A 24914-nucleotide genomic window follows, 5' to 3' on the forward strand; every position below is an offset into this window, starting at 1 on the left:
GATCCCCGCCCCCTTCCCGGGCCGTCCGCCGGCCCCGGTGGCAGCAGCATGCAGGAGCGGCCGGCCCCGGGGGAACCGTCAGCCGCTCGGCGTCGACTCCTTCTCCGCCGCCGGTACCGGCTCCGGCCGCTGCGCCGCCTTCGCCGCCGCGCCCGCCCGCGGCCCCATCAGGACGTACGCCAGGCCGAAGCCCGCCAGGACGACCGCCGCGCCGCCCGCCGCGTCCAGGACCCAGTGGTTACCCGTCGCGACGATCGCGGAGACCGTGAAGAAGGGGTGCAGGAGGCCCAGGGCCTTCATCCACCACTTCGGGGCGACGATCGCGACGACCAGGCCGCACCACAGGGACCAGCCGAAGTGCAGGGACGGCATCGCCGCGTACTGGTTGGTCAGGGCGGTGAGGGTGCCGTAGTCGGGCTTGGAGAAGTCCTGGACGCCGTGGACCGTGTCGATGATGCCGAGGGCCGGCATCAGGCGCGGCGGGGCCAGCGGGTAGAGCCAGAAGCCGACCAGGGCCAGGAGGGTCGCGAAGCCCAGGGCCGAGCGGGCCCAGCGGTAGTCCACCGGGCGGCGCCAGTACAGCACCGCCAGGACGGTCAGCGGGACCACGAAGTGGAAGGACTCGTAGTAGAAGTCGAAGAAGTTCCGGAGCCAGTCGACGCCGACCACCCAGTGGTTGGCCGCGTGCTCGATGTCGATGTGCAGGAAGCGTTCGAGGTCGAGGATCTCCTGCCCGTGGGCCTCCGCCCGGACCCGGCCGGCGGAGTTCGAGCCGCCGGTCGCCGCCAGCCGGACCTGCTGGTACGCCGCGTACGTGACGCGGATCAGCAGCAGCTCCAGCAGCAGGTTCGGGCGGGTCAGGACGCGCTTGAGGAACGGCAGCAGCGGGACGTGCTTCCAGCGGGCCGGCACCGGTTCCGCGTACTCCGTGGGGACCGGGAAGCGGTAGTACGGGGACGTGCGCGGGAGGAACGGGATCGCCGTCGCGGCGGCGACGGCGGCCAGCAGGACCGCGTTGTCGCGCAGCGGGTAGAGGGCCGGCATGTTCGGCAGCATCATCTTCGCCGGGAGGGTCATGACGAGGACGACGGCCACGGGCCAGACGTAGCGGTCCGAGGCGCGTCTGCCGACCCGGCCCACCACGGCGAGCAGGACCCAGAGCAGCTGGTGCTGCCAGGTCGTCGGGGAGACCGCGATCGCCGCGCAGCCGGTGAGGGCCACCGCCAGCAGCAGCTGTCCGTCGCGCGCGTAGCGGACGGCCCGGCGCACACCGAGGGCCGCGACGGCCGCGCCCAGCGCCAGGAACAGGCCGATCTCCAGCGGGCCGGTCAGGCCGACGCGCAGCAGGGCGCCGTGCAGGGACTGGTTGGCGAGGGCGTCGGCCTTGCCGCCGAGGCCGACGCCCGCCATGTGGTGCACCCAGTAGGTGTACGAGTCGTGCGGCATCGCCGCCCAGGCGAGCGCGGTGACTCCGGCGAACGTCATGCCGGTCGCGGCGGCGGCGCGGCGGCGGCCGGTGAACCACAGGAGCGCGGCGAACAGCAGGACGGTGGGCTGGAGGGCCGCCGCCAGGCCGATGAGGGCGCCGCCCGCCTTCCGGCCGCGGACGACGAAGCAGCCGAGCAGCACCAGGAGGACCGGGATGATGCTGGTCTGGCCGAGATACAGGGTGTTGCGCACCGGCAGCGACAGCATGAGCACGCTGATGGCGACCGGGGCGGCGAGCAGGGACGTACGTCTGCTCACCGGCTGGGGAAGGGCACGCGCGACCACCAGGCCCAGGGCCACGACCAGGAGCAGCGTGCCGAAGGTCCAGCCCCAGCCGAGGGCCTGTTCCGCCGCCCGGGTGAGGGGCTTGAGGACGAGCCCGCCGAAGGGGGTGCCGGTGAAGCGGGTGGAGTCGTAGAGCGAGCCGTTGACGTGCAGCACGCCGTCCGGGCCGACCCAGGTCTCCAGGTCCGTCAGCCGTTCTCCGCGCGGGGGGCCGAGGACGACGGCCACCTGGCGTACGGCGAGAACCGCCGCGAGCAGCCAGAGGCCGAGGCGGGCCGCTCGCAGACGTGCCCTCGCCGTGCCGACCGCGGTGGCCCCGAAGGCCTCCGCCGGTCGCCCGCTGTGCTCCGCATTCGCCACGCCTCGTCGGCCTCCCGCCCCGTACGTGCCACGCTTCGGTTGCGTGGATGTTCCCTGAGCGAACCCTATGCGGCTCGCACCGCCCCCGGAGAGAGACGCAGGCAACCCCCGCTTCACCTGACGTCGGTCCTCCTTTTGTCCGGAAGACGATAGTGCGCGGGGGCGGAGGTTGCCTCCGCAGGGCGCGATGTGGGTCACAGCACGGCCGGAACTGGCACTTCTCACGAACGGAAGCGTCGCTTCAGCCGTACCGTCGTACGCCCGCGCGGTACGGAGGGCAGTGGGACGGCTGCGCGTCGTGCACGGCAAAGGACCGGGCGACGACAGCAGGGACGGATCGGGCGCTCGCGGATCAGGCGGTCACGGATCACGGTGCGGACGACGGCGGACGGCGAAGGGGCTGCGGCACATGGTCGGCACGATCGGTTCACCGAGGGGGCGTGCGCGACGGCGGGAGGAGCGGTGGGGCGCGCGGGCCCGGGCCCGCGCGCGGGTCGCGGCCGTCCTGCTGGCGCTGCTCGCGGTGCAGCTCGGCTCGCTCGTCGCGCCGGCGTACGCCTGTGCCTGCGGTGCCCTGCTCCCGGGCGACCAGCGGCAGCTCACGGTCGGCCGGGAGGTGTCCGTCGTGCGCTGGGACGGCCGGCAGGAGCAGATCGTGATGAGCCTGCGGGTCGGCGGGGACGCCGAACGGGCCGCCTGGATCATGCCGGTGCCGCACCGGGCGACCGTGGGGCTCGGTGACGGGGAGCTGTTCGACCAGCTGGCCGCCGCCACCGCCCCCGTGCAGCGCGCCCGCACCCACTTCTGGCCGCAGGACGGCGACTGGCCGCTGACCACCGGTACCGGTGCGCAGGGCCCGCCGCCCCCGCCGCCGGCCGGCGCCGAGGTGGATGTGGTCGGGCGCGAGCGGCTCGGGCCGTTCGACGTGGCACGGCTGACGGCCACCGATCCGGCCGCCCTGGACGACTGGCTGACCGAGAACGACTTCGTCTTCCCGCCCCGCCTCGAAACCGCCCTCCAGCCGTACGTCGAGCGGCGGTGGGAGTACGTCGCGGTCAAGCTGGCCCCCCGGACCGCCGGCACCGCCCTGAACGGGGAACTCGACCCCCTCCGCCTCACCTTCGCCGCCGACGCCCCCGTCTATCCGATGCGGCTGTCCCGGCTGGCGGCCACCCCGCAGTCGCTGGGTCTGTACGTCCTCGCCGCCCACCGCATGGAACCGGTGTCCCGGATCGGCGGGGAGCGGCCCCGCGTCACCTTCGCGGGACGGGTCGGCGCGTCGGCCGGCGGTCCGCTCGGCGAACTGGCGGCCGGCACGCCGTATCTGACGGCCGTCGCCCAGGAGTTCCCGCGCCCCTCGGTGATCTCCGGGGACCACGAACTGCGCCGGGCGGCCACGGACACCGCGTTCCGGCAGGTGATCTACGAGGACCGGCTGCTGAGGGTGGCCGGCGTCCCGGTGTGGCTGCTGACGGTGGGCGGCGGTCTCGCGGCGGTCGCCGCGGTGTCGGTGGCGCTCGCGTTCCGCGGGCGGCAGGCCCGCCGATCGGTCCAGCCGGGCCCCCGCCACGCCTCGGGCCACCAGCCCGCCCCACCGGCCACCGCTCCGGGGCAAACCTCGTCTGTCCCGGCGCCGGGACAGGGGCAGGGACAGACCCCGCCGGTCCCCGCGCCGGGACGGCCGGCTCCGGCGGCGGCGTGGGGACGGGGCGCGCCGGTCGTGCCTGCGGGGCGGCGGTCCCCGGTGACGCCCCCGGTGACGCCCCCGGTGCCGTCCCCGCACCCCGCCGGCACGGCCGTACCGCCGAAGCCGACCACACACCCCCTCGGCACCCCCGTACCGCCGAAGCCGACCACACAGCCCGCCGCCACCGCCTTACCCCAGAAGCCGACCACCCGCCCCGCCGAATCCGCCGTACCCCCGAAGCCGACGGCCCGCCCCGCCCCAACCGCCGTACCCCCGAGGCCGACGGCCCGCCCCGCCCCCATCGCCGTACCCCCACGGCCGGCCGCACCCCCGCCCCCGCCGCACTCCCCCGCAACGCCCTCCCGGTCCGCGACCGTGCCCTCTCCCCCGCCCCCGACCGCGCCCTCCCCCCGCGCCACGTCGCCCGTCGCCCCGCCGCGGCCGCCCCGTCCGCCCGTCACGCCTCCCCGGTCCCCCTCACCGCCGAAGCCCTTCACGCTCCCGGTGACCCCTCGTCCGAACGGGTGAATTCACGGGGCGGGGAACCGGGGAGGACCCTTCGACGGGGAACCGGCGCACGGCGGGGCCCGTTGGCATGGCTAGTTAGCGGTTCTAACTAGATGAAGTCACACGAGAGGCAGAGCGCATGAGCGAGTCGCAGGTCTGGGACGCCGTCGACGCCTACTTCACGGACCACCTCGCCCCGGACGACGAGGTGACCGCGGCCGCGTTGCGCGACAGCGAGGCCGCCGGGCTCCCCGGGATCAACGTCACGGCGAACCAGGGCAAGCTGCTCCAGCTGCTGGCCGAGATCCAGGGGGCGCGGACGATCCTGGAGATCGGCACGCTCGCCGGCTACAGCACGATCTGGCTGGCCCGCGCGCTCCCCGCCGACGGCCGGCTGATCTCGCTGGAGTACGACCCGCGGCACGCGGAGGTCGCCGTCCGCAACATCGCCCGCGCGGGCCTGGACAAGGTGGTGGAGGTACGGGTCGGCGCGGCCCTGGAACTGCTGCCCCGGCTGGCCGACGAGAACCCGCCCCCGTTCGACCTGGTGTTCATCGACGCCGACAAGTCCAACAACCCGCACTACCTGGAGTGGGCGGTGAGACTCACCAGCACCGGCAGCCTGATCGTCGTGGACAACGTGGTACGCGGCGGCCGGGTCGTCGACCCGGCCAGTGAGGAGGGGGACGTGCGGGGCTCGCGGGCCGCGATCGAACTGATCGGCGCCCACCCCCGGCTGAGCGGCACGGCGATCCAGACCGTGGGCGCCAAGGGCTACGACGGCTTCGCGCTGGCCCGCGTGCGCGCGTAGCCCTTCGGCACCCCGGTGATCCGCAGGGGGCTACATCTCGTGGTAGAAACCGACGTTGACGCTGCGCGGCCCGGTGCGGTCGAGGACGATGATCTCGCCGGAACCGCCGCGCGGCAGCGGTACGGTCCCGCCGTAGGCGATCTGCTGCGCGTACTCCCCGACGACCAGCCGCACTTCGGAGGACGGCTCGTCCTGTGAGCCGCGCAGCCAGGAGACCTGCCAGGTGCCCTCGGGGCCGCACAGGAACTCCAGGTGCACTCTGGAGACGAACAGCCAGTCCTCGGGCGTCACGAGGCGGCACACCGACTTGTCCCGGCCCACCCGCAGCACGGCGCCCGGGTCACTGGGCGCGTCGGCCATGAGCATGCCGGCCGTGGCGCCCTCTTCCGTCCCGGAGACGGAGGCCATGGTGAGTTCGAGCACGTGCGCTCCTTCGTGAAGCCGTGAATCGACGGCTGAATGGCGGCTGGTAAGGCGCTGAACAGTGTTTGCACAGCGGCCGCATGATAAATCGCCCGGGCCGGTCCCGTCCGGCACAATGGACGCATGACCGAGCGAAAGCCACCGGGTGTGCCGTTCGAGTCCTGGGTCGACAAGCAGATCCGTGACGCCGAGCGGCGCGGGGAGTTCGACCGGCTTCCGGGCGCGGGCCGGCCGCTGCCGCCGGGCACCGACACCTCGTACGACGAACTCTGGTGGATCAGGGGCAAGATGGCGCGCGAGGGGCTCTCGGTCCTGCCTCCGGCCCTCGCCCTGCGCAAGGAGGCGGAGGACGCCCTCGCGGCGGCCCGTGCGGCGCCCTCGGAGCGCATCGTCCGGAAGATCATCACGGACGTCAACGTCAAGCTCCGCGACATGATGTTCAAGCCGCCGCCCGGCCCCCCGCTGGGCATGAAGCCGTACGACGTGGAAGCGGTCGTACGGGAGTGGCGGGAGCGCCGGGCGGCACAGGGCGGTGCGGACGACGGGTCACACGTGTAGCAGCCGCTCCGTCAGTTCGCGGTAGTCCCGCAGGGCCAGCCGGAGTTGTTCGGTGTCGGTGCCGGTGGCCTCCCCGGCCGTCCCCGTCCTGTCGGTTCGGCCGGTCTTCCCGCCTTCGGCGAGCTGCCAGGACCCGCGCAGGGTACGGCGTCGCTGGTTCACGGCGTCGGTGAAGCGTGCGGCGAGCTCCTCCAGCACATGGTCGGCCTCCGCGACGGCGTCCCTGGGGCCGTCCACGAAGCCGACGACGGCGTGCTGCATCCGCGAGGCGAGGTCGTCGCACTCGTCGCGCGGCAGCAGCGGCGAGCCGTGCCCGCCGCCGTCGGCCGTGCCGCGCCCGGCAGCCGTGCCGGGCTCGGTGGCGGTGGTCCCGGTGGCGGTGGTCCCGAGGCCGGCGTCCCGTCCGGCGGCTCCGGCCGATCCGGTGGCGGCCGGGGCGGTACCGGCCGCTCCGGCTCCGGCGGTGCCGACCGCGCCCGCCTCCCGGTGGCCCGCCGCACCCGCGACCGGGCCCGTGCGCTCGTCCCCGCCGGGCGCGACCTCGCCGGACGGGGTCCCGCCGGCGGCCGTCCCGGTCTCCGTACCGGTGCCGGGCCGTGCCGCCGCCCGGGCCTTCTCCATCGGGGTGCGGGGCCGACGGCTCTCGGAATCCTGGGTCATGTCGGGCATCGCGCGTCACCCTTCCTTCGTCTGGTGCCGGTGGAAGCCCCACGGCTGGTGGTGGGAGCGGTCGGACTGGGTCCGGCGGCGCTCGGACCGGTGGCGGCCGGAGTCGCGGTGGGCCGCGCCCAGCAGGTCGTCGAAGAGGGCGCGGGCCTCGACCATGGCGGCCCGCATGTCCTCGGTACCGGGCGCGCGGCCGTCCCGTGTGCCGGGCTCGGCACCGTCCCGCGGGCCCGATACGCCGCGTGGCGTCTCCGTCTCGCGGAAGCGGTCGCCGCCGCCGGACCGTGCCCCGGCCACCCGGTGCACACGCCGGTAGCCGTGCACGTGGTCGGCGTGGTGCACGGAGAGCGCGGCGACCTGCTCCTCGTACTGGGCGCCGTCGGGGAAGCCGCGGGCGCCGGCCACCTCGGCGAGGAGACGGTCGGCCTCGGCGACCGCCTCGCTCGGGGAGTCGACGAAGCGCTCCTGCGCGGCCGTCCAGCGGGCCTCGAACCGCTCGCGCTCCGCGGGCTCCAGCGGCCGCTCGCGCAGTCCGCCGTGCCGCTCCACGAGCGCGCCGAGTTCCCGCTCGGCCGCCTTGACGTCCCCGTCGTGCCGGGCCACGGCCCGGTCGTACTCGGGCCCGAAGCGCTGCTTCAGGCCGTGTGCGCCGTGCGAGCCCCGAGCCCGCACGGCCAGGATCGCCGCCACGGCGACTACGGCCGCCGCAGCCACGATCAGAGCGATGATCACGCCTGTGGACATGGTTGCCTTCCGGTGTGTCGGCCCCACGGGCCGGTTCGCGTTCCGGGTTGCCCGCAGGACCCCTCCCAAACGGGTCCCGCACGGGGCCCGCGGGCGCCGGCGCGGCGGATCCGGTCCGCGGGGTCACGCATATCCGGTTGCGCGCCCCGCACCCCGGCTCCGCAGAATGACCGGATGACCTGGACCGTCGCCGCCGAACCCTTCGACTCCCCCGTCGCCGCCGCGCTCTGGCGGGAGTACTACACCGAGGTCAGCGACCGCTGGTACCTGTTGCACGAGGGGCGCCGGACCGACCCGGACGAGCTGGAGCGGGAGGTCGCCGCCCGCACCGGGGCCGAACTGACCCCGCCCGGCGGCCGGTTGCTGGTGGGCCGGTACGACGGTGAGCCGGGCGGCTGTGCGGGCGTACGGCTGCTGGACGCGGCGACCGCCGAGCTCACGCGGGTGTTCGTGCGGGAGGGACTGCGCGGGAAGGGCGGCGCGCCGCTCCTCGTCGGGGCCGCGGAGGACGCCGCCCGCGCCCTGGGCGCCACGCGGATGATCCTGGACACCCGCAGTGACCTGGTCGAGGCCCGCGCCCTCTACGCGCGGCTCGGCTACACGGAGTCCGGGCGGCACAACGACGACGTCTACGCCGAGCACTGGTTCACGAAGGCTCTCGGCTGAGCCGGGGCACCGGCCGTCCCTCGTGCGGCTGTTCGCGGTCGGAGCCGCACAGCTCGTCGTTCAGCTCCTTGACCAGCTGGATCAGGTCGGTCGGCCGGTCGGGGCCCCACCAGTCGCCGAGCAGGTCCGCCAGCGAGTCCTCCCGCACCCGCGCCAGGTCCCCGGCGACCTCCCGGCCCTGCGGGGTGAGGAACAGGTCGAGGCCCTCGCGCACGGCGAGCCGGCGCTCCTCGACCTGGCGGGCGGCGTCGAGGATCACCGGCAGCGGGACGGTGGTGCGTTCGGCGAGCATCCCCGGCTCGACGCTGCCGTACCTCTTCATCCGCAGCAGCAGCCAGCTCGCCGCCGGGAGGAGGTCGTGGCCGGCCCGTGCGGTGATCGTGCGGTAGATCTCGCGGCGGCCCTCGCGGGTGCCGAGCACGGACAGCGCCCGGCACACCTCGTCGTAGGAGGACCGTTCGACCGGGTTGCTGGCGAGGGTCTCCGTCACGTCGGGCGCGGTGACCGAGCCGCGCAGCGGGTCCTCGCGGAGGAACCAGGCCAGGAGGAAGCCGAGGAGGGCGACGGGGGCGGCGTACAGGAAGACGTCGGTGATGGCGGACGCGTACGCGTGCAGGGCCGCCGGCTGCAGCGAGGAGGGCAGCCGGGCGATGTCGCGCGGGTCGGACTCCAGGGCGTCCACCGAGAGCCCGGCGGGCAGTCCGCCCCGGAAGGCGTCGGTGAGCTTGTCGCCGAGGCGGCCCGCGAAGACCGTGCCGAAGACGGCGACGCCGAAGGACGCGCCGATGGACCGGAAGAAGGTGGCGCCGGAGGTGGCGACGCCGAGGTCCTCGTAGGCGACGGCGTTCTGCACGATGAGGACGAGGACCTGCATCACCAGGCCGAGGCCCAGGCCGAAGACGAAGAAGGACGTGCTCATCCCGGCGGTGGAGCTGTTCTCGTCGAGCTGGTGCAGGAGGAGCAGGCCGACGGTCGTGACGGCGGTGCCGCAGAGCGGGAAGACCTTCCAGCGGCCGGTGCGGCTGACGATCTGTCCGGAGGCCGTGGACGACAGCAGCATGCCGGCCACCATCGGCAGCATGTGCACGCCGGACATGGTCGGGGAGACGCCCTGCACGACCTGGAGGAAGGTCGGCAGATAGGTCATCGCGCCGAACATCGCGAAGCCGACGATGAAGCTGATGACGGCGGAGAGCGTGAAGGTGCGGACGCGGAACAGCTTGAGGGGCAGGACCGGTTCGGCCGCCCGGCGTTCCACGGCCACGAACGCCACGGCGAGTACGGCGCCCAGGACGGCGAGCCCGACGATCTGCGGCGAGCCCCAGTCCCAGGTGGTGCCGCCGAGGGAGGCGACCAGGACCAGGCAGGTGGCGACGGAGGCGATGAGGAGGGTGCCGAGGTAGTCGATGACGTGCCGGGTCGCCCTGCGCGGGATGTGCAGGACGGTCGCGATGACGGCGAGGGCGACGACGCCCACGGGCAGGTTGACGTAGAACACCCAGCGCCAGCTCAGATGCTCGGTGAACAGGCCGCCGAGGAGCGGTCCGAGGACGCTGGCGGCGCCGAACACCGCGCCGAACAGGCCCTGGTAGCGGCCGCGTTCCCGGGGCGGGACGATGTCGCCGACGATCGCCATCGACAGCACCATCAGACCGCCGCCGCCCAGCCCCTGGACCGCGCGGAAGGCGATCAGCTGCGGCATGTTTTGCGCCATTCCGCAGAGGGCCGAACCGATCAGGAAGAGCACGATCGCGGTCTGGAAGAGCCTCTTGCGCCCGTACTGGTCGCCCAGTTTGCCCCACAGGGGGGTCGCGGCCGTCGACGCGAGCAGGTACGCGGTGACGACCCAGCTCAGGTGCTCCAGACCGCCCAGTTCGCTGACGATCGTGGGCAGGGCGGTCGACACGATCGTCTGGTCCAGGGCGGCGAGGAGCATGCCGAGCAGCAGGGCGCCGATGGAGACGAGGACGTTTCCGGACACGTGTTCCTGATGTGGATCCGCCGTCCTGCTGTGCGCGTCCAAGGCCATGGATACCTCCTGAGGCTCTTGTGCCACTGTCCATCGTGATCGGTGTGCCCCGTTATGGCCTCCCGAGTTCCCTTGGTCCCTACGGAAGCGGGCATTCCGGGGCCTCGGGGAACCGGCTGTGTGGAGGATCTGCATAAACTCTGGAGTTCTCACGGGGAGGGACGAACAGGTGAGCGATCGGACGGGGCGGCAGAGGCGACCGGGGCGACCGGGGCCGCCGCAGGGGCACCCGTGCCCGGAGTGCGGGGCGCTGCGCGCACCCGACAACACCCCGTCCTGCGCCTGTGCGGAGCGCGCCTCGGAGGCCCTGCGGGAGACACGGACGGCGGAGGCGGCAGCGGCGGAGGACTTCGATCCGCTGCGGATACGGCCCTATGTCGAACTGGGGGGCCCGCCCGGCGGGCCGGGCGGTGACGCGGCCGACGCGACCATGCCCCTGCGGGCCGTACCGGCCGCCCCGGGCGTACCGGGCGACCCGCCCGTGCCGGCCGACGAGACCGTGCGACTGGAGCGGGTCGGACCGGCCGCCGAGCCCGGCGCCCCCGGCCCGAGCCGGTTCGAGGTGCGGGAAGGACCGGCCTGGTCACGTCCCGACGACGAGGAACCGCCGCGCGGCCGGCGCCGGCGCACCCTGCTGATCGCGGCCGGCGGTGCGGCCGTGGCCGTGGTGGCCGCGGCCGGGTTCGCGAGCGGACTGTTCACCTACGAGAAGCCGGCGCGGGACGGCGCCGCCCCCGAGGACGTACGGGCCGCCGTGCCCGACACCTCGACCAGCGCGGCCTCCGCGTCCGCCGCGAGCCGCTCCGCCTCGCCCTCGGCCGCCGCCTCCTCGTCGTCGCCCACCGAGAGCGAGAGCCCGTCCCCGAGCGCGTCCGAGTCGAGTGCCTCACCGTCGGCCTCCGCCTCGGCCGAGGCGAGCACGGCGGCGCCGACGGCCCGCGCCACCGGGACCATCGGGCCCGGCAACCAGGCCGACGACGGCCAGGACACCATCACCGCGCCCGTCCTGCGTCTGGGGGACAAGGGTTCGGAGGTGACCGAACTCCAGCTCCGGCTGCACCAGTTGTATCTCTACAACGGCGACACGAACGGCTCTTTCACCACCGAGGTCGAAAGCGCCCTGCGCAACTACCAGTGGTCCCGCGGCGTCGAGGACGACGAGCTCGGGGTCTACGGGGCGGCGACGAGGGCGAGCCTGGAAGCGGAGACCAAGGAGCCGTAGGCCTCGCCGGAAGGGCCGGCCGCCCTCACCCGATGTGGATCAGCACCCCGTCCGCCGTCGCCTCCACCCGCACCGCGCGCAGGTCCCGCACCTCCGCGTCCGGCCCGTGCGCACCCGCCCTCGGTCCGACGCCCACGACCCGCGTCCCGGCCGCCCGCCCCGCGGCGATCCCCGCCCCGGAGTCCTCGAAGACCACGCACTCCCCGGGCGCGACGCCGAGCTCCGCCGCGCCTTTGAGGAACCCCTCGGGGTCCGGCTTGCTCGCCCCCACCGACTCAGCGGTGACCCGTACCGGCGGCAGCGGAAGCCCCGCCGCCGCCATCCGGGCCGTCGACAGCGGGGCGTCGGCCGAGGTGACCAGCGCGTGCGGGACGCCCTGCTCGATCAGGGAGGCGAGGAACTCCGGCGCTCCCGGCACCGGTACCACTCCGTCCAGGTCCGCCGTCTCCTCCGCCAGCATCCGCGCGTTGTCCGCGAGGTTGTGCTCCATCGGCCGGCCGGGCAGCAGCACGGCCATCGAGGCGTGCCCCTGCCGCCCGTGGACGACGCTCATCACCTCGTCGCCGTCCAGTCCGTGCCGTTCGGCCCAGCGCCGCCAGATCCGTTCGACGACGGCGTCGGAGTTCACGAGGGTGCCATCCATGTCGAGGAGAAGGGCACGGGCGGACAGGACCGGCATCGGCAGCTCCAGAGGACGTAGAAACAAGGCGGCCCCGCCCGCCGGTCAGGGAAAACGGGCGGGAGCCACTTTGTTTCTCCACGGTACAAAATAAAGCGCGTCCGCCGCCACCCCCGCCGGAAAGCGTTCACCGGGCGTTCAGCTCAGCCCGCGACCGCCTCCCACAGGCTCCACGCGCCCAGCCCCAGCATCAGCAGCGCGGCGATCTGCGTGATCAGCTTCAGCGGCACCCGCTTCATCAGCGCCTGACCGCCGACGATGCCCAGTCCGGCCACCGTCCACAGGGCCAGCACCGCGCCGAGCCCGACGGAGAGCGGGTCGTCGTAGCGGGCGGCGAGGTTCGCGGTCATGATCTGGGTCAGGTCGCCGAACTCGGCGACCAGGATCAGCATGAAACCGGCCCCGGCCACCTTCCAGAAGGACTGGTTCTCCGGCCGCCGGACCTCCTCCTCGTCCTCGTCCTTCTTGAGCAGCAGCATCGCCGCCCCGCCGAGGAACAGCACACCCGTCAGCGCGTGCAGGATCTGCTGCGGCAGCAGCGTCAGCACACTGCCCGCGGCGACGGCGAGCGAGACATGCAGCACGAAGGCGGCGGCGACGCCCGCGAAGACGTAGGAGGCGCGGTAGCGGGTGCCGAGGACGAGGCCGGCGAGCGCGGTCTTGTCCGGCAGTTCGGCCAGGAAGACGACGCCGAAGACGAGCGCCAGGACGGTGATGCTGATCAAGGTTCCTCAATCGGTCGGGGGCCGCCCCACCGAGAGTCCTTTTTCCACGACGCGGGACACCTCGGCACGGCAGCACACGTCATCCGTGCCGAACGGCACGGATGTGCACTGCTTGCCGAAGGTCTCGCTGGCCGGCTCCGTGAAAACGGGCCTGCCTCCGGGCGCCGGCTCAGACGAGCTGAGCAGTATGTCGACGGTCCGGCGAAGAGCTACTCCCCTTCTGCTGCATCCATCATACGAGATCGTTCCGCCGAAGAGCTTGTCGTGTCATGTGCACGTCACTAACTTCTTACCGAGCGCACACCTCCCCGCAATGCGGCGCCGCGAGCATTCCAACCGCTCGCGCCACCACCCCCACCCCTCAAGGGAGTTCGCATGCCCAAGTTCTACGCGCGTCGACGGCTGAGCATACTCGCGGCACTCACCGGTCTCATAGCCTCCGTCGCGCTGTTCAACTCCCCCACCGCCTCCGCCGCCCTCCCCACCCCGGTCAGCGCGGCCACCGCCCGCACCTACCTCGCCTCGCTCACCGTGGCCACGGAGAACCGCACCGGCTACAGCCGCGACCTCTTCCCGCACTGGATCACCATCTCCGGCACCTGCAACACCCGCGAGACGGTCCTCAAGCGCGACGGCTCGAACGTCGTCACCGACTCCGCGTGCGCCTCCACCAGCGGCAGCTGGTACTCCCCGTACGACGGCGCCACCTGGACCGCCGCCTCCGACCTCGACATCGACCACCTGGTGCCGCTCGCCGAGGCCTGGGACTCCGGCGCGAGCGGCTGGACCACCGCGCAGCGCCAGGCCTTCGCCAACGACCTGACCCGCCCGCAGCTCATCGCCGTCACGGACAACGTGAACCAGGCCAAGGGCGACCAGGACCCGGCCACCTGGATGCCGTCGGTCACCTCCTACCGCTGCACCTACGTCCGCGCCTGGGTGCAGGTGAAGTACTACTACGACCTCTCCGTCGACTCGGCCGAGAAGTCCGCGCTCACCAGCTACCTCGCGAGCTGCTGATCAACCGGTCGGCTCCTGGTACTCCCCACGCTCCTCCGTCGTTCCGTACCGTACGGGGCGACGGAGGAGAGTGATCGTGTGGCCGGACTGCGGCTGGGTCCCCTGCTGAGATACGCCGACGCCTCGTCCGCGACCGTCTGGGTCGAGACGAGCCGCCCGTGCGCCGCCGAGGTGCGCTGTGCGGACGGCGCCGGCGGCACGGCCCCCACCTTCCAGGTGGCGGGCCATCACTACGCCCTGGTCCCGGTGACCGGCCTGACCCCGGGGACGGCCACGGCGTACGAGGTGTTCCTCGACGGCACCCGTGTGTGGCCGCTGCCCGACTCCCGTTTCCCGCCGTCCGTCATCCGGTCCCCGGCCGGGGGCGACGGCGTCCGCGTCACCTTCGGCTCCTGCCGCTGGGCGGCACCCCCCGCCGACGCGGCCGACCCCGTCGGGCCCGACGCCCTGGACAGTCTCGCCGCCCGCCTCGCCGCCGACCCCGGTGCCGAACGGCCGGACGTGCTCCTCCTGCTGGGCGACCAGGTGTACGCCGACGAGGTCTCCGACGCCGTGAAGGAGCGCATCAGGGCCCGCCGGGGCCTCGACGACCCGCCCGGCGCCGAGGTCGCCGACTTCGAGGAGTACACCTGGCTCTACTACGAGTCCTGGCTCGACCCGGAGGTACGGTGGCTGCTGTCCACCGTGCCCAGCTGCATGATCTTCGACGACCACGACGTCATCGACGACTGGAACACCTCCGCCGCCTGGCTCGCCGACATGCGGGCCACGCCCTGGTGGCGCGAGCGGCTGCTGAGCGGGCTGATGTCGTACTGGGTCCATCAGCACCTGGGGAACCTCTCCCCCGCCGAACTGGCCGCCGATCCGCTCTACGCCGCCGTACGCGCGGCCCCCGACGCCACCGACGTGCTGCGCGCCTTCGCCTGCCGCGCCGACGCCGAGCCCGCCACCGTCCGCTGGAGCTACCGGCGTGACTTCGGCCGAGTGCGGGTGCTGATGGTGGACACCCGGGCCGCGCGCGTCCTCGAGGAGGACGGACGCGCGATGCTCGGCCGCGGGGAGGCCGAGTGGCTGCGCGAGCAGGTGCTCCAGGACCCCGGCTCCTACGACCATCTCCTGATCGGTACCTCCCTGCCCTGGCTGCTGCCGCATCTCGTGCACGACGTCGAGGCGTGGAACGCGGCCCTGTGCCGGGGGGACCGGGGCGCGCGCTGGGCGCGGTTCGGGGAGCGGCTGAGACGGGCGGCGGATCTGGAGCACTGGGCGGCCTTCCCGGGCTCCTTCGCCGCGCTGGCGGAGCTGATCGCCGAGGCGGGCTCGGGGCCGGACGCGCCGGCGACGGTGCTCGTCCTGTCCGGTGACGTGCACCACGCCTACATCGCCGAGCCGCGCTGGCCGGGCGGCGCCGGCGGACCCGACGCGCGGGTGCTGCAGCTCACCTGTTCGCCCGTGCACAACTCCGTCCCGCTGTCGATCCGCATGGGCTTCCGGTTCGGCTGGAGCGCGGCCGCCCGTGCCCTCGGACGCCGTTTCGCCCGGCACGGCGGTCTTCCCCGGCCGCCCGTCGGCTGGCGCAGGACCGGCGGGCCGTGGTTCGGCAACCAGCTGATGTCCCTGGCGCTGAACGGCCGTTCGGCCCGGCTGCGGCTGGAACAGGCGCGCGGGAAGGACGCGTTGACGACGGTGGAGGAGTCCGACTTGACCCGCTGATGAGGGTCATGCGGGACAACTGGGGCCGGTGGGGCCCGCGTTGGCTTCTGTGACGCCCGACGGCATGATGAGGCGGACCGTCCGCTTCCAGCACGCCTCGCGGACGGTCCACTCCATCGCGCCCCCACGCCCGGGAGTCATCCCCTTGCCCTCAGCGAACGCGGAAGTGAACGCGCGAACGGCCTCCGTCGCCGTCGCCCTGGTCGGCGCCGGGCCGCGCGGGACCAGCGTCCTGGAACGCCTCTGCGCGTCCGCGCCCGGCCTGCTCCCGCCGGGGGTGCGGCTGACCGTCCATGTCGTCGACCCGGATCCGCCGGGCCCGGGCCGGGTGTGGCGCACCGCGCAGCCACGGGAGCTGCTGATGAACACCGTGGCTTCGCAGGTGACCCTGTTCACCGACGACAGCGTGGACTGCGCCGGCCCGATCCGGCCCGGTCCCAGCCTGTACGAGTGGGCGGGCGGCACGCTGGGCCCGGACGAGTACCCGGCCCGCGCCCATTACGGGCGGTACCTGGAGTGGGTGTTCGCGCGGACCGTGCGCCAGGCGCCGCCCTCGGTGCGCGTCGAGACCCACGCGGCCCGTGCCGTCCGCCTCGACGACGCCGCCGACGGCCGCCAGGTGCTCACCCTGGACGACGGCCGGGTGCTGCTCGGTCTGTCCGCCGTCGTCCTGGCCCAGGGCCATCTGCCCGTGGTCGCCGACGGGGACCGGCAGCGCCACACGGCGTACGCCGAGCGGCACGGTCTGCGGCACGTCCCGCCCGCCAACCCGGCCGACGTCGACCTGTCCGGCCTCGCCCCGGGCGAACCGGTGCTGCTGCGCGGCCTTGGCCTCAACTTCTTCGACCACATGGCTCTGCTGACCACGGGCCGCGGCGGCCGTTTCGTGCGCACCGGCCCGGGCGGGAGTGCGGGCGGCCTGCGCTATCTGCCCTCCGGGCGCGAGCCCCGTCTGTACGCCGGGTCCCGGCGCGGTGTCCCGTACCAGGCACGCGGGGACAACGCCAAGGGCCCCTACGGCCGGCACACCCCGCTCGTCCTGACCCCGGAGGTGATCGCGGGCCTGCGCAAGCGCGCGGACTCCGGCGAGGCGCCCGACTTCCTCGCGGACATATGGCCGTTGGTGGCGAAGGAGGTGGAGACGGTGTACTACACGGCCCTTCTGGGTCGTCCCGGGTTCACGGACCGGTTCCTCGCCGTGCCGCACCGGGACCCCGAGGAGGCGCGCGTGCTCGACGCGTTCGGGGTGGCACCCGGGGACCGCTGGAGCTGGGACCGGATCTCCCGCCCGTACGGGGGGCGGCGTTTCGCGCACCCGGGGCAGTGGCGGGACTGGCTGCTGGCGTATCTGCGGCGGGACGCGGAGGAGGCGGCGCGGGGGAACGTGGCCGGCCCGCTGAAGGCGGCCCTGGACGTGCTGCGCGACCTGCGCAACGAGCTGCGGCTGGTCGTCGATCACGGCGGGCTGACGGGCGCCTCCCGCCGGGACCACCTGGACCGCTGGTACACCCCGCTCAACGCGTTCCTGTCCATCGGGCCGCCCCGGCGGCGCATCGAGGAGCTGACCGCGCTGGTGGAGGCCGGGGTGGTGGAGGTGCTGGGGCCGCGCCTGGAGGTGCGGGAGGAGGACGGGGCCTGGCGGGCGCACTCCCCGGAGGTGCCGGGCTCGGCGGTGCGCGTGACGGCCCTGGTCGAGGCCCGGCTGCCGGAACCCGATCTGCGCCGCACGGCCGACGGACTGCTCGCCCGGTTGCTGAAGACCGGCCGGTGCCGCCCCCACGTGGTCGACGGTCATGTGACCGGGGGGCTGGACGTGACACCGCGCCCTTATCACCTGATAGACCGTCAAGGCCGGCCACACCCGCGGTGCTTCGCCTTCGGAGTACCCACGGAGGGGGTGCACTGGGTGACCGCGGCGGGGGCCCGGCCGGGCGTGGATTCGGTCACGCTTTCGGACGCGGACGCCGTGGCGCGAGCCGTCCTACGTGCGGCGACGGCCGGGACGGAGCCCGGGGCGGACGCCGGGCCGTGGCTCAATGTTGAACTTGCAAGCATCGATTAGGTCCGCCTAACGTTGACCGCTCATTCGGTACCGCCGCCCCCACCGACGGGTTCGGTCCAGTCCCCATTCCAGGACCGGCCCGACCGACACCGAAGGAGCACCCCCCACCATGTCCGCTCGCCTCACCACCGCTCAGCCCTATGCGCTGGGCCTGTTCCGCATCGTCGTGGGCCTGCTGTTCGCCTGCCACGGCGCCGCCTCGCTCTTCGGCGTCCTGGGAGGGGCCGTGGGCACCGACGGCGGCACGGTCGACGCCGGCACCTGGCCTGGCTGGTACGCGGCCGTGATCCAGCTGGTCTGCGGCTCCCTGGTGCTGCTGGGTCTGGGCACCCGGGCCGCCGCCTTCCTCGCCTCGGGCTCCATGGCGTACGCCTACTTCAAGGTGCACCAGCCGAACGCGCTGTGGCCGCTGGAGAACGGCGGCGAGGCCTCCGCGATGTTCTGCTGGGCCTTCCTGCTGCTGGTCTTCACCGGCTCCGGCGCGCTGGGCCTGGACCGGCTGTTCGCCCGGCGCACGGCCGCCCGCCGGGAACCGGCCGCGCAACAGGCCACGGTCGCGGCCTGAGACGAGAACACCGGGTGCCCTCTTCCGTCACGGCGGGGAGGGCACCCGCGTTCACAGGGCGAAGTGAACAGGCCGTCCTGAACACGAACACCCCCCGTGACCCTTCTGTCACATCTCCCGCGTACGCTGTATGGCTGTCGTTGTCACGGGGGAGAGCGAACGGTGTTCGAGAGTGTGGGGGCCCTGCTGGGCAGCCCTTGGATCTACGCGCTGGTGGGCCTGTCGGTCCTCCTCGACGTGTTCCTGCCGGTGCTGCCGAGCGGCGTGCTCGTGATCACGGCGGCCACCGCCGCCGCCGCGGGCTCGGGCGCCGCGACCGGGCAGGTCCCGCACGAGGTGCCGGACATCCTGGTCCTGATCCTGTCGGCGACCACGGCGTCCGTGCTGGGCGACCTGGTGGCCTACCGGCTGGCCTGGCGCGGCGGTGAGCGCCTGGACCGCGCGATCTCCCGCTCCCGGCGTCTGACCACCGCGCAGGAACGTCTCGGCGAGGCGCTCGCCCAGGGCGGCGGCGCGCTGGTGGTGCTGGCCCGGTTCGCCCCCGCCGGCCGCTCCGTCGTCTCCCTCATCGCCGGTGCCGGCCACCGCCGCGCCCGCGACTTCCTGCCCTGGTCCGCCCTGGCCGGGCTGTCCTGGGCGGCCTACAGCGTGGCCCTCGGCTACTTCGGCGCCCACTGGCTGGGCACGACCTGGCTGGCGACGGGGGTGTCCGTCCTGGCCCTGTTCGGGGCGGGCGCGGGAGCGGCCTACGTGATGCGACGGCCCGCCGCGTAGGCGGGCGCAGCCCGGGCCGGCCGGGGCGGGTCAGGACGCCTGCCGCGCCCCGCGCACCTCCAGCCCGCCGAGCAGCCGGGCCGTGGCCCCGGCGATCTCCTCGACCGCCTCGTCGAACACCTCCCGGTTGTGCGCGGCCGGTGCCCGGAACCCGGACACCTTCCGTACGTACTGCAGGGCGGCGGCGTGGATCTCCTCCTGCGTCGCCTGTTCGGGCAGCGCGGGCGGACGCAGCGTCTTGATGCTCCGGCACATGGGTCCAGTCTCCCTCTCACGCCGCCGCTGTGCGCAGGTCGACGTACCAGTCGTTGGATCTGATCGGGTTGCCCTTCGGGTACTCGAAGTCGGCCTGGCCGCGCAGGGTGAATCCGGCCTTGCGGCACACACCGTTGGACGCGGCGTGTCCCGCCTCGGGGAAGGCGTGCAGCTCCGGGTGACCACCGCGGCCGGCCTCCCGCCGTACGACCTCGACGAGCGCCCGCGCGGCCTGTGCGGCGAGGCCTCTCCCCTGGAACTCGGGCAGGATCCCCCAGCCCGTCTCCCACACCGTGGCCCCCTGCCACACGCGCTCCCAGTAGCCGATCGCCCCGACCGTTCCCCCGCCCTCCGCGAGCGTGACCCGGTACATGCACCCGGCCGGCAGCTCCAGATACCGCCGGTGCCGGGCGACGAGCCGCTCCTCGGTCTCCGGCCCCCCGAGGTGCTCCGTCATCTCCGGACTGTTGTTCCGCCGCAACAGCCAGAAGTCCCCCTCCGCCCAGGGCACCAGCCGCACCTGCTCCACACCGACGAGATCCATGTGTCCACGGTAGGACGGGGGTCTGACAACCGGCCGGGCCCGCTCCTGCACAGGAACCGCGATTATCGAACGTATGTTCACACGAACACCCCAGAGGAGCTCGCCTCTCAAAATCGAACAGGCGTAGCATTGCCGCGTGGCTAAGACCTATGACTTTCCCAGCGACCTGCGCGCCGGTCAGGAGGAGCTGCATCAGGTCCGGGCCGAGCTGTCGGCCCTGCTGAAGCGGCTCCCCTGGTCGGTGGAGCCCCTGGACGGATTCAGCGACGACGGGGGCTGGCGCAAGATCGAGCGCCCCGCGTCCCCCGGCTGGACGGCCGACGAGCAGGCCGAGGTGGAGAAGCTCCGGCGGCGCGAGCACGAACTCGCGGTGTTCGTGACCTGCCACCGCTTCTGGACGGAGGTCGCCGTGGAGGACCGGGTGGAGGCCCGCACACGGCTCAAGCACGCGCACGACACTCCACCCGGCGAGGAAGGCTAGCCGTTCTGGCCGAGGAGCGCCTTCATCTCCGCGATCTCGGCGGTCTGGCCGGTGACGACGTCGTCGGCCAGCTCCTTGGCGGGGCCGTAACTCCCCTTGTCCTTCTCGGTGTCCGCCATCGCGACGGCGCCCTCGTGGTGCTCGACCATCAGGGTCAGGAACGCGGTGTCGAAGGCCTCGCCGGACGCCTTCTCCAGCATGCGGGTGTCGACGGACATCCCCGCGTGGTCCATCCCGGGCATCGAGGAGGCGTCCTCGCCCCAGGCCTTCAGCCAGCCGGTCATCTTCTCGATCTCCGGGTCCTGGGCCTTCTCGATGCGGGCGGCGAGATCCTTGACCTGCGCGGAGGAGGCGCGGTCGGCGGCGAGTTCCGCCATCTCCAGGGCCTGCCGGTGGTGCGGGATCATGCCCTGCGCGAAGGTGACGTCCTGGGCGTTGTGCTCGTCGCCCGAGGAGGCCGGGTCGGCGTCACCGCCGCACGCGGCCAGGAGGAGCGCGGCGGTCGCCGTCCCTCCCGCCAGGGCGGCACGGCGAAGCAGGCTGCGGGTGGTGCTGGTCATGCGGGAACTCCCGTGGAGAGGTGTGGTCGTGGGACACGTCGGCGCACCGCGCCGGCCCGTCGGACGGGCACGCGGTACGCGGAGCTGTCTAGATCCGCAGGAGCTGGAGTTCCGCCAGGGAGGGTGGCGCACGGGCGCCGTCCGGGGCCGCGCCCGCGTACGGGCAGGGGGTGTCGTCCGGTACGGGCACGGAGACGGGGCCGGCCGCCGGTTCCGGCAGCGCCGGTCCGCCGCCCACCCCGGCCGAGGCGCAGGTCGCGTCGGCGTGATGGACGTGTCCGCCGCCGCAGCGGCCCTCGTCGCCGGAGCAGTCGTCGTGGACCTCGGCCAAGGTCACGGCCGCCACCGGCCGGACATCGGCGTGGGAGCCGCCCGGAGCCGCGTGAGCGTGGGGGAGAAGTCCCCCGGGCGCCAGGCCGTGCATGCCGAGCAGGCCCACGAGGAGCCCGAGCACGCACACCGCCCGCCGCCACAGTCCGTTCACAGCCCGCATCGTAGGGCCACCCGGGACCGGACGTGCGAAGGGCCCCCGGATCTCCCCGAAGGCCCTTGCGCGTTCCCGGTGGGCGCGGACGGTTTCGAACCGCCGACATCCTGCTTGTAAGGCAGGCGCTCTACCCCTGAGCTACGCACCCCAGAACGAGTCGACAGCCTACATTGCCCGGGGCGGTGTCCCGCAAACCCGTATCCCCAGGGCAAAGTCCCGGTAGGGACGGCGAACCGACCGGCCCGTGTGTTCGTCCTCAACCGGTGGGAGAATGAACACCGGTTCAGGCGCATCACAGCACGGGAGAGGGATGTGACGGCGACACCACCGCAGCCGCACTCGCCGTTGGTGCCGCGCGCACGCCGTCCCGCGCCGGGGCAGACCGCCAGGGACACCCTCACGCTGCTCGCCCTGCCCCTCCTCGCCGCGCTCGCGCTGCCCGCTGCGTTCGCGGGCGGCGGCACCCGCCGCTGGTTCGGCGGGCGGGCGGAGAGCCAGCGGGCCGAGGCGCAGGCCGCGAAGGACGCGGCGGCGGCCGCGTTCTACGAGCTGGACACCGCCCAGCGGGATCTGCGGATCTCCATCGAGACGATCACAGCGGTCGACGACACCCCGGCCGCCCGGCGCGTGGCCTCCGACTTCGAGGCGATCGGCCGGCGCATCGACGAGGCCAGCAGCCGGTACATCGACGCCGTCGACGCCCATGACCTCGACCGGGACGACCTGGAGGCCGCGGCGGCCGCCCGCGCCCGCACCGAGCTGACCCGGGCCAAGGACGAGCTGGGCAATGTCAAGAAGGAGCTGGATCGTTTCGCCGAGGGGCTCGGCCCGCTGCTCGGGAAGGCCGAGACCCAGCTGGCCCGGCTCGCGCCCGCGGTGGAGCGGGCCCGGCAGGCACTGCTGGCCGCCTCGGAGGCGCTGGACGCCGTACGGCGGACCGGGCTCAGGGCGGACGACCTGGCCGCGCGCCTGGCCGCCCTCGGGCCCGAGCTGACCAGGCTGAACCAGGGCGCCGGACAGCACGGGGTGCCGCAGACGCTGGAACGGGCCGAGCGGGTCTCCCGGGAGGCCGAGGCGGTCCGGGTGGAGGCCGGGCGGCTGCCGGAGAAGGCCGCGGAGATCGACCACCGGCTGGTGTCGCTGCGCACCCGGGCGCAGGCGCTGACGACCCGCTCCGGGCAGGTGGAGCCGGTCCTGAGCGAGCTGCGGCGCCGGTTCGCGGCCGCCTGCTGGCAGGACCTGCAGCGGGTGCCGGAGCAGGCCGTGGAGAACGTACGGCAGGCGGAGGCGAAGCTGCGGGAGGCGCAGACCGCGCGGGACGCCCAGCGCTGGCCGGACGCCACCTCCTTGCTGTCCACGGCGCGGGCGCTGCTGAACACCACCGACGAGGCGGTCTCGGCCGCGGGTGACCGGCTGACCCGGCTGAACGCCGTGCAGAAGGATCCACGGCAGGAGATCGACCGGACCCGGTTCGCGATCCGGGACGCGCAGCGGCTGGCCATGGCCGGGCGCAACACCCCCGACCCCCGCCACGCCCGCCCGCTGGACGACGCGGTGGCCCGGCTGGAGCGGGCGATCGGCACGCTGGAGGGCCGCCACCCCGACTACTGGCACTTCCTCACCGAGACGGAGGAGATCCGCCGGACGGTGGCCGGCGTGGTGGCGCGGATCCGCGAGGAGCGCGGGACGGGCCACTGACATTGCCGCCGGAGCGGAGCGGGCGGATATTTGAGGGACGTAGAGGCCTCCGTCGGCACGTCCCACGCACAAGGAGGCGGAGATGGCCGCACACGCACTGCACACCAGGCGGCGGATCCGGATCGACGACCACCTGCCGGTCGACCACCGCCTGAACCGGGTCTACCGGATCGGCGCCGGGCTGATGGGCCTGGGGCTGCTCGTCTTCGGGATCTTCGGCATCATCGACAAGATCGGTTTCTTCGACACCGGCGGCGACCAGGTCTGGGGCCTGAACACCAACGGCGCGCTCAGCTGGCTCTCCATCGGCGTCGGCCTGCTGCTGTTCGTGGGCATGGTGATCGGCGGGAACTTCGCGTCCACGCTGAACATGACCCTCGGCCTGCTGTTCATCCTCAGCGGCTTCCTGAACATGGCGCTGCTGGAGACGGACTACAACTTCCTGGCCTTCCAGATCCAGAACTGCATGCTCAGTTTCGTGATCGGGATCCTGCTGATGGTCTTCGGGATGTACGGCAGGGTCGGTTCCGCCCTGCCGCACGACAACCCCTACTGGCGGGCCCGCCACCCCGAGCTGGCGGAGGAGCGGGACCGCAGCCGGGAACTCAGAGAGAACTGGCCCCCGTCGTCCGATCAGGTGCGGTAGGCGTAGTAGTACGCGTTCGGGTACGACGCGACGAGGCTCGCCACCGACCGGCGGAGGGTGTTGTTGGAGTGGTAGGTCACGTACGGCACTCCGCCCGCCTTGTACGTGACGATCATCGTGTGGTCCTTGGACCCGTCCCGGTCGAAGTCCATCTGCAGGACGTCACCGACCTCGAGCTGGTACACGTTGGCCAGCGCGGTGGTCCGCTTGGAGTTCTGGGCGAACCAGGACCACTCGTTGACTCCGACGAACGAGTCCGACTGGATGTCGGCGTTGCCGAACCACTTCGTGTAGTCGTACACGTAGCCGGGGACGTGCTTCCAGCCGCCGGCCTTCAGGGACTGGCTGACGAAGTTGGTGCAGTCGCCGCCCGCGGTGTGGTTGTTGAAGTCCGGGTAGTCCTTGTTGTAGGAGTACACGTACTTCTCGGCGTAGGCCGCCATGGCCTTGTAGTCGTACGTGGTGCCGGTCTTGGGGACGGCCGCCGGCCAGCGGGTGGTCGCCGCGCGCGGGGCGTTCGGCATGGTGTCGTCGGCGGTGGTCGCCTTGACGGACTTCGGCTTGGACAGCGTGTTCACCGCGAGACCGCCCTGGTCGGTGTCGCGGATGTCGGTGAGCTGCCAGTTGCCCTGCCGGTCGGCCTTGAAGGTCAGCTCGTGCCGGGCCTGGAAGCCGGTGGTCTTCGGCGCGTCGCCGCTGGTCCGGGCGTAGGTCAGGGTCGTGGTCTCGGTGACCGCGGCCTTGGCCGTACGGCCCGTCACGCGCGTGGCGTTCAGGGTGACGGTGGTGCTGGCCTTGCTGTACGTCTCGCCGGCCTTGGCCAGCTTGTCCTTGCGCCGCTCCAGCGTGGACAGGGCGCTGTCCTCGGTGCGGGCGGTGCCGGAGGACAGCTTGACGTCACCGGAGAAGCCGTTGGTCAGCGGCTTGTCCCGGTCGCCCTGCTCACCGCTGACCAGGGCGTCGGTGCGGTCGGTGAAGACCGCGTCCGCCAGCCGCTGGAAGGTGGCCTTGGTCTGCGCGTCCACCGTGGGGTCGTCGACGACCGCGGCACCGGCGGACCAGTTGGGCAGCAGCGCCGCTCCGGCGACGACGGAGGCGGCAGCCGCTCCGAATATGGCGGCGCGACGCCGCGTACGGCTCAATTTCCTTGACTTCACTGATGTTTCCCCTCTTGCCCCGGCGGAGGGATGCCGGGGAGGGCATCTTTGCACGGCGTGTGTGGCTGTTGTGAAGAGGGCTGCGGTTGAGGTTTGGTTACTTCA

General features: G+C 73.2%; 25 protein-coding genes and 1 tRNA gene. 13 read left to right on the forward strand and 13 right to left on the reverse strand.

The window, feature by feature from the left end; all coding sequences use genetic code 11:
* Window positions 1–78: 78 nt before the first annotated feature.
* On the reverse strand, window positions 79–2133 hold the full coding sequence (locus ACFY30_RS13790) for a bifunctional glycosyltransferase 87/phosphatase PAP2 family protein (protein ID WP_390845401.1): 2055 nt from the start codon (window positions 2131–2133) through the stop codon (window positions 79–81).
* A 409-nt stretch (window positions 2134–2542) separates the two neighbouring features.
* Between ACFY30_RS13790 and ACFY30_RS13795 the strand changes: the two genes are divergently transcribed.
* Both ACFY30_RS13795 and ACFY30_RS13800 read left to right on the forward strand, forming a co-directional pair.
* Window positions 2543–4348 carry a DUF2330 domain-containing protein gene (locus ACFY30_RS13795; RefSeq protein ID WP_390845402.1) on the forward strand — a complete coding sequence of 602 codons (1806 nt, stop codon included), beginning with the start codon at window positions 2543–2545 and terminating at the stop codon, window positions 4346–4348.
* Window positions 4349–4466: 118 nt separating this feature from the next.
* Window positions 4467–5138, forward strand: a complete 672-nt coding sequence (locus ACFY30_RS13800) for an O-methyltransferase (RefSeq protein WP_390845403.1) — start codon at window positions 4467–4469, stop codon at window positions 5136–5138.
* Window positions 5139–5168: 30 nt separating this feature from the next.
* Here the strand turns inward: ACFY30_RS13800 and ACFY30_RS13805 are convergent, their stop codons facing one another.
* Window positions 5169–5561 (reverse strand): hypothetical protein, encoded by a 393-nt coding sequence (locus ACFY30_RS13805; protein ID WP_390655591.1) that lies wholly within the window; start codon window positions 5559–5561, stop codon window positions 5169–5171.
* 123 nt (window positions 5562–5684) lie between these two features.
* Between ACFY30_RS13805 and ACFY30_RS13810 the strand changes: the two genes are divergently transcribed.
* Complete coding sequence (locus tag ACFY30_RS13810; RefSeq protein WP_390845404.1) at window positions 5685–6119, forward strand: DUF1992 domain-containing protein; 435 nt, start codon at window positions 5685–5687, stop codon at window positions 6117–6119.
* Here the strand turns inward: ACFY30_RS13810 and ACFY30_RS13815 are convergent.
* Window positions 6108–6788: a hypothetical protein gene (locus ACFY30_RS13815; RefSeq protein ID WP_390845405.1), complete on the reverse strand. Its 681-nt coding sequence runs from the start codon at window positions 6786–6788 to the stop codon at window positions 6108–6110. The two genes, ACFY30_RS13810 and ACFY30_RS13815, sit on opposite strands and share 12 nt — an antisense overlap.
* Before the next feature lie 6 nt (window positions 6789–6794).
* Entirely contained in the window at window positions 6795–7529 is a 735-nt protein-coding gene (locus ACFY30_RS13820; protein WP_390845406.1) for a hypothetical protein, read from the reverse strand.
* Window positions 7530–7703: 174 nt separating this feature from the next.
* On the opposite strand from ACFY30_RS13820, the gene ACFY30_RS13825 reads away from it, so the two are divergent.
* A complete protein-coding gene (locus tag ACFY30_RS13825; protein WP_390845407.1) occupies window positions 7704–8195 on the forward strand; it encodes a GNAT family N-acetyltransferase in 492 nt (163 codons plus the stop codon).
* Here ACFY30_RS13825 and ACFY30_RS13830 read toward each other — a convergent pair.
* Complete coding sequence (locus ACFY30_RS13830; RefSeq protein ID WP_390845408.1) at window positions 8176–10224, reverse strand: MDR family MFS transporter; 2049 nt, start codon at window positions 10222–10224, stop codon at window positions 8176–8178. The genes ACFY30_RS13825 and ACFY30_RS13830 overlap by 20 nt on opposite strands.
* A gap of 169 nt (window positions 10225–10393) precedes the next feature.
* Here ACFY30_RS13830 and ACFY30_RS13835 point away from each other — a divergent pair, with 169 nt between their 5' ends.
* Window positions 10394–11446, forward strand: a complete 1053-nt coding sequence (locus ACFY30_RS13835; RefSeq protein WP_390845409.1) for a peptidoglycan-binding domain-containing protein — start codon at window positions 10394–10396, stop codon at window positions 11444–11446.
* A gap of 25 nt (window positions 11447–11471) precedes the next feature.
* Here ACFY30_RS13835 and ACFY30_RS13840 read toward each other — a convergent pair whose 3' ends face one another.
* Together ACFY30_RS13840 and ACFY30_RS13845 are read right to left on the reverse strand one after the other, a co-directional pair.
* Window positions 11472–12125 (reverse strand): HAD-IA family hydrolase, encoded by a 654-nt coding sequence (locus tag ACFY30_RS13840; protein ID WP_390845410.1) that lies wholly within the window; start codon window positions 12123–12125, stop codon window positions 11472–11474.
* Window positions 12126–12268: 143 nt separating this feature from the next.
* Window positions 12269–12850 carry a TMEM165/GDT1 family protein gene (locus tag ACFY30_RS13845; protein WP_390845411.1) on the reverse strand — a complete coding sequence of 194 codons (582 nt, stop codon included), beginning with the start codon at window positions 12848–12850 and terminating at the stop codon, window positions 12269–12271.
* A gap of 375 nt (window positions 12851–13225) precedes the next feature.
* On the opposite strand from ACFY30_RS13845, the gene ACFY30_RS13850 reads away from it, so the two are divergent.
* From ACFY30_RS13850 to ACFY30_RS13870, 5 genes are all read left to right on the forward strand, one after another.
* Window positions 13226–13870 carry an HNH endonuclease family protein gene (locus ACFY30_RS13850; RefSeq protein WP_390655583.1) on the forward strand — a complete coding sequence of 215 codons (645 nt, stop codon included), beginning with the start codon at window positions 13226–13228 and terminating at the stop codon, window positions 13868–13870.
* Between the two features lie 78 nt (window positions 13871–13948).
* A complete protein-coding gene (locus ACFY30_RS13855) occupies window positions 13949–15580 on the forward strand; it encodes an alkaline phosphatase D family protein (RefSeq protein ID WP_390845412.1) in 1632 nt (543 codons plus the stop codon).
* A 67-nt stretch (window positions 15581–15647) separates the two neighbouring features.
* Entirely contained in the window at window positions 15648–17642 is a 1995-nt protein-coding gene (locus ACFY30_RS13860; RefSeq protein ID WP_390845739.1) for an FAD/NAD(P)-binding protein, read from the forward strand.
* Between the two features lie 109 nt (window positions 17643–17751).
* Window positions 17752–18207 carry a DoxX family protein gene (locus ACFY30_RS13865; protein ID WP_390845413.1) on the forward strand — a complete coding sequence of 152 codons (456 nt, stop codon included), beginning with the start codon at window positions 17752–17754 and terminating at the stop codon, window positions 18205–18207.
* A gap of 162 nt (window positions 18208–18369) precedes the next feature.
* Entirely contained in the window at window positions 18370–18981 is a 612-nt protein-coding gene (locus tag ACFY30_RS13870; protein WP_390845414.1) for a DedA family protein, read from the forward strand.
* Window positions 18982–19011: 30 nt separating this feature from the next.
* Here the strand turns inward: ACFY30_RS13870 and ACFY30_RS13875 are convergent, their stop codons facing one another.
* Window positions 19012–19236 (reverse strand): DUF2277 domain-containing protein, encoded by a 225-nt coding sequence (locus ACFY30_RS13875; protein WP_390845415.1) that lies wholly within the window; start codon window positions 19234–19236, stop codon window positions 19012–19014.
* Window positions 19237–19252: 16 nt separating this feature from the next.
* A complete protein-coding gene (locus ACFY30_RS13880; RefSeq protein ID WP_390845416.1) occupies window positions 19253–19780 on the reverse strand; it encodes a GNAT family N-acetyltransferase in 528 nt (175 codons plus the stop codon).
* Window positions 19781–19916: 136 nt separating this feature from the next.
* On the opposite strand from ACFY30_RS13880, the gene ACFY30_RS13885 reads away from it, so the two are divergent.
* Complete coding sequence (locus ACFY30_RS13885; RefSeq protein ID WP_390845417.1) at window positions 19917–20261, forward strand: hypothetical protein; 345 nt, start codon at window positions 19917–19919, stop codon at window positions 20259–20261.
* Here the strand turns inward: ACFY30_RS13885 and ACFY30_RS13890 are convergent.
* From ACFY30_RS13890 to ACFY30_RS13900, 3 genes are all read right to left on the reverse strand, one after another.
* Window positions 20258–20821 (reverse strand): DUF305 domain-containing protein, encoded by a 564-nt coding sequence (locus tag ACFY30_RS13890; protein ID WP_390845418.1) that lies wholly within the window; start codon window positions 20819–20821, stop codon window positions 20258–20260. The genes ACFY30_RS13885 and ACFY30_RS13890 overlap by 4 nt on opposite strands.
* 88 nt (window positions 20822–20909) lie before the next feature.
* Entirely contained in the window at window positions 20910–21305 is a 396-nt protein-coding gene (locus ACFY30_RS13895; protein ID WP_390845419.1) for a DUF6153 family protein, read from the reverse strand.
* 79 nt (window positions 21306–21384) lie between these two features.
* Window positions 21385–21456: transfer RNA gene (locus tag ACFY30_RS13900), tRNA-Val, on the reverse strand.
* A gap of 164 nt (window positions 21457–21620) precedes the next feature.
* On the opposite strand from ACFY30_RS13900, the gene ACFY30_RS13905 reads away from it, so the two are divergent.
* Together ACFY30_RS13905 and ACFY30_RS13910 are read left to right on the forward strand one after the other, a co-directional pair.
* The gene (locus tag ACFY30_RS13905; protein ID WP_390845420.1) at window positions 21621–23006 is read left to right on the forward strand and encodes a hypothetical protein; all 1386 of its coding nucleotides are present in this window, start codon (window positions 21621–21623) and stop codon (window positions 23004–23006) included.
* A gap of 82 nt (window positions 23007–23088) precedes the next feature.
* Window positions 23089–23652 carry a DUF4383 domain-containing protein gene (locus ACFY30_RS13910; protein WP_390821341.1) on the forward strand — a complete coding sequence of 188 codons (564 nt, stop codon included), beginning with the start codon at window positions 23089–23091 and terminating at the stop codon, window positions 23650–23652.
* Here the strand turns inward: ACFY30_RS13910 and ACFY30_RS13915 are convergent.
* Window positions 23640–24794, reverse strand: coding sequence for an amidase domain-containing protein (locus ACFY30_RS13915; RefSeq protein ID WP_390845421.1), 1155 nt, complete (start codon window positions 24792–24794; stop codon window positions 23640–23642). The two genes, ACFY30_RS13910 and ACFY30_RS13915, sit on opposite strands and share 13 nt — an antisense overlap.
* Between the last annotated feature and the right edge of the window lie 120 nt (window positions 24795–24914).

This window comes from Streptomyces sp. NPDC000345 (assembly GCF_042898825.1).
In the GTDB taxonomy this organism is placed as follows: Bacteria; Actinomycetota; Actinomycetes; order Streptomycetales; family Streptomycetaceae; genus Streptomyces.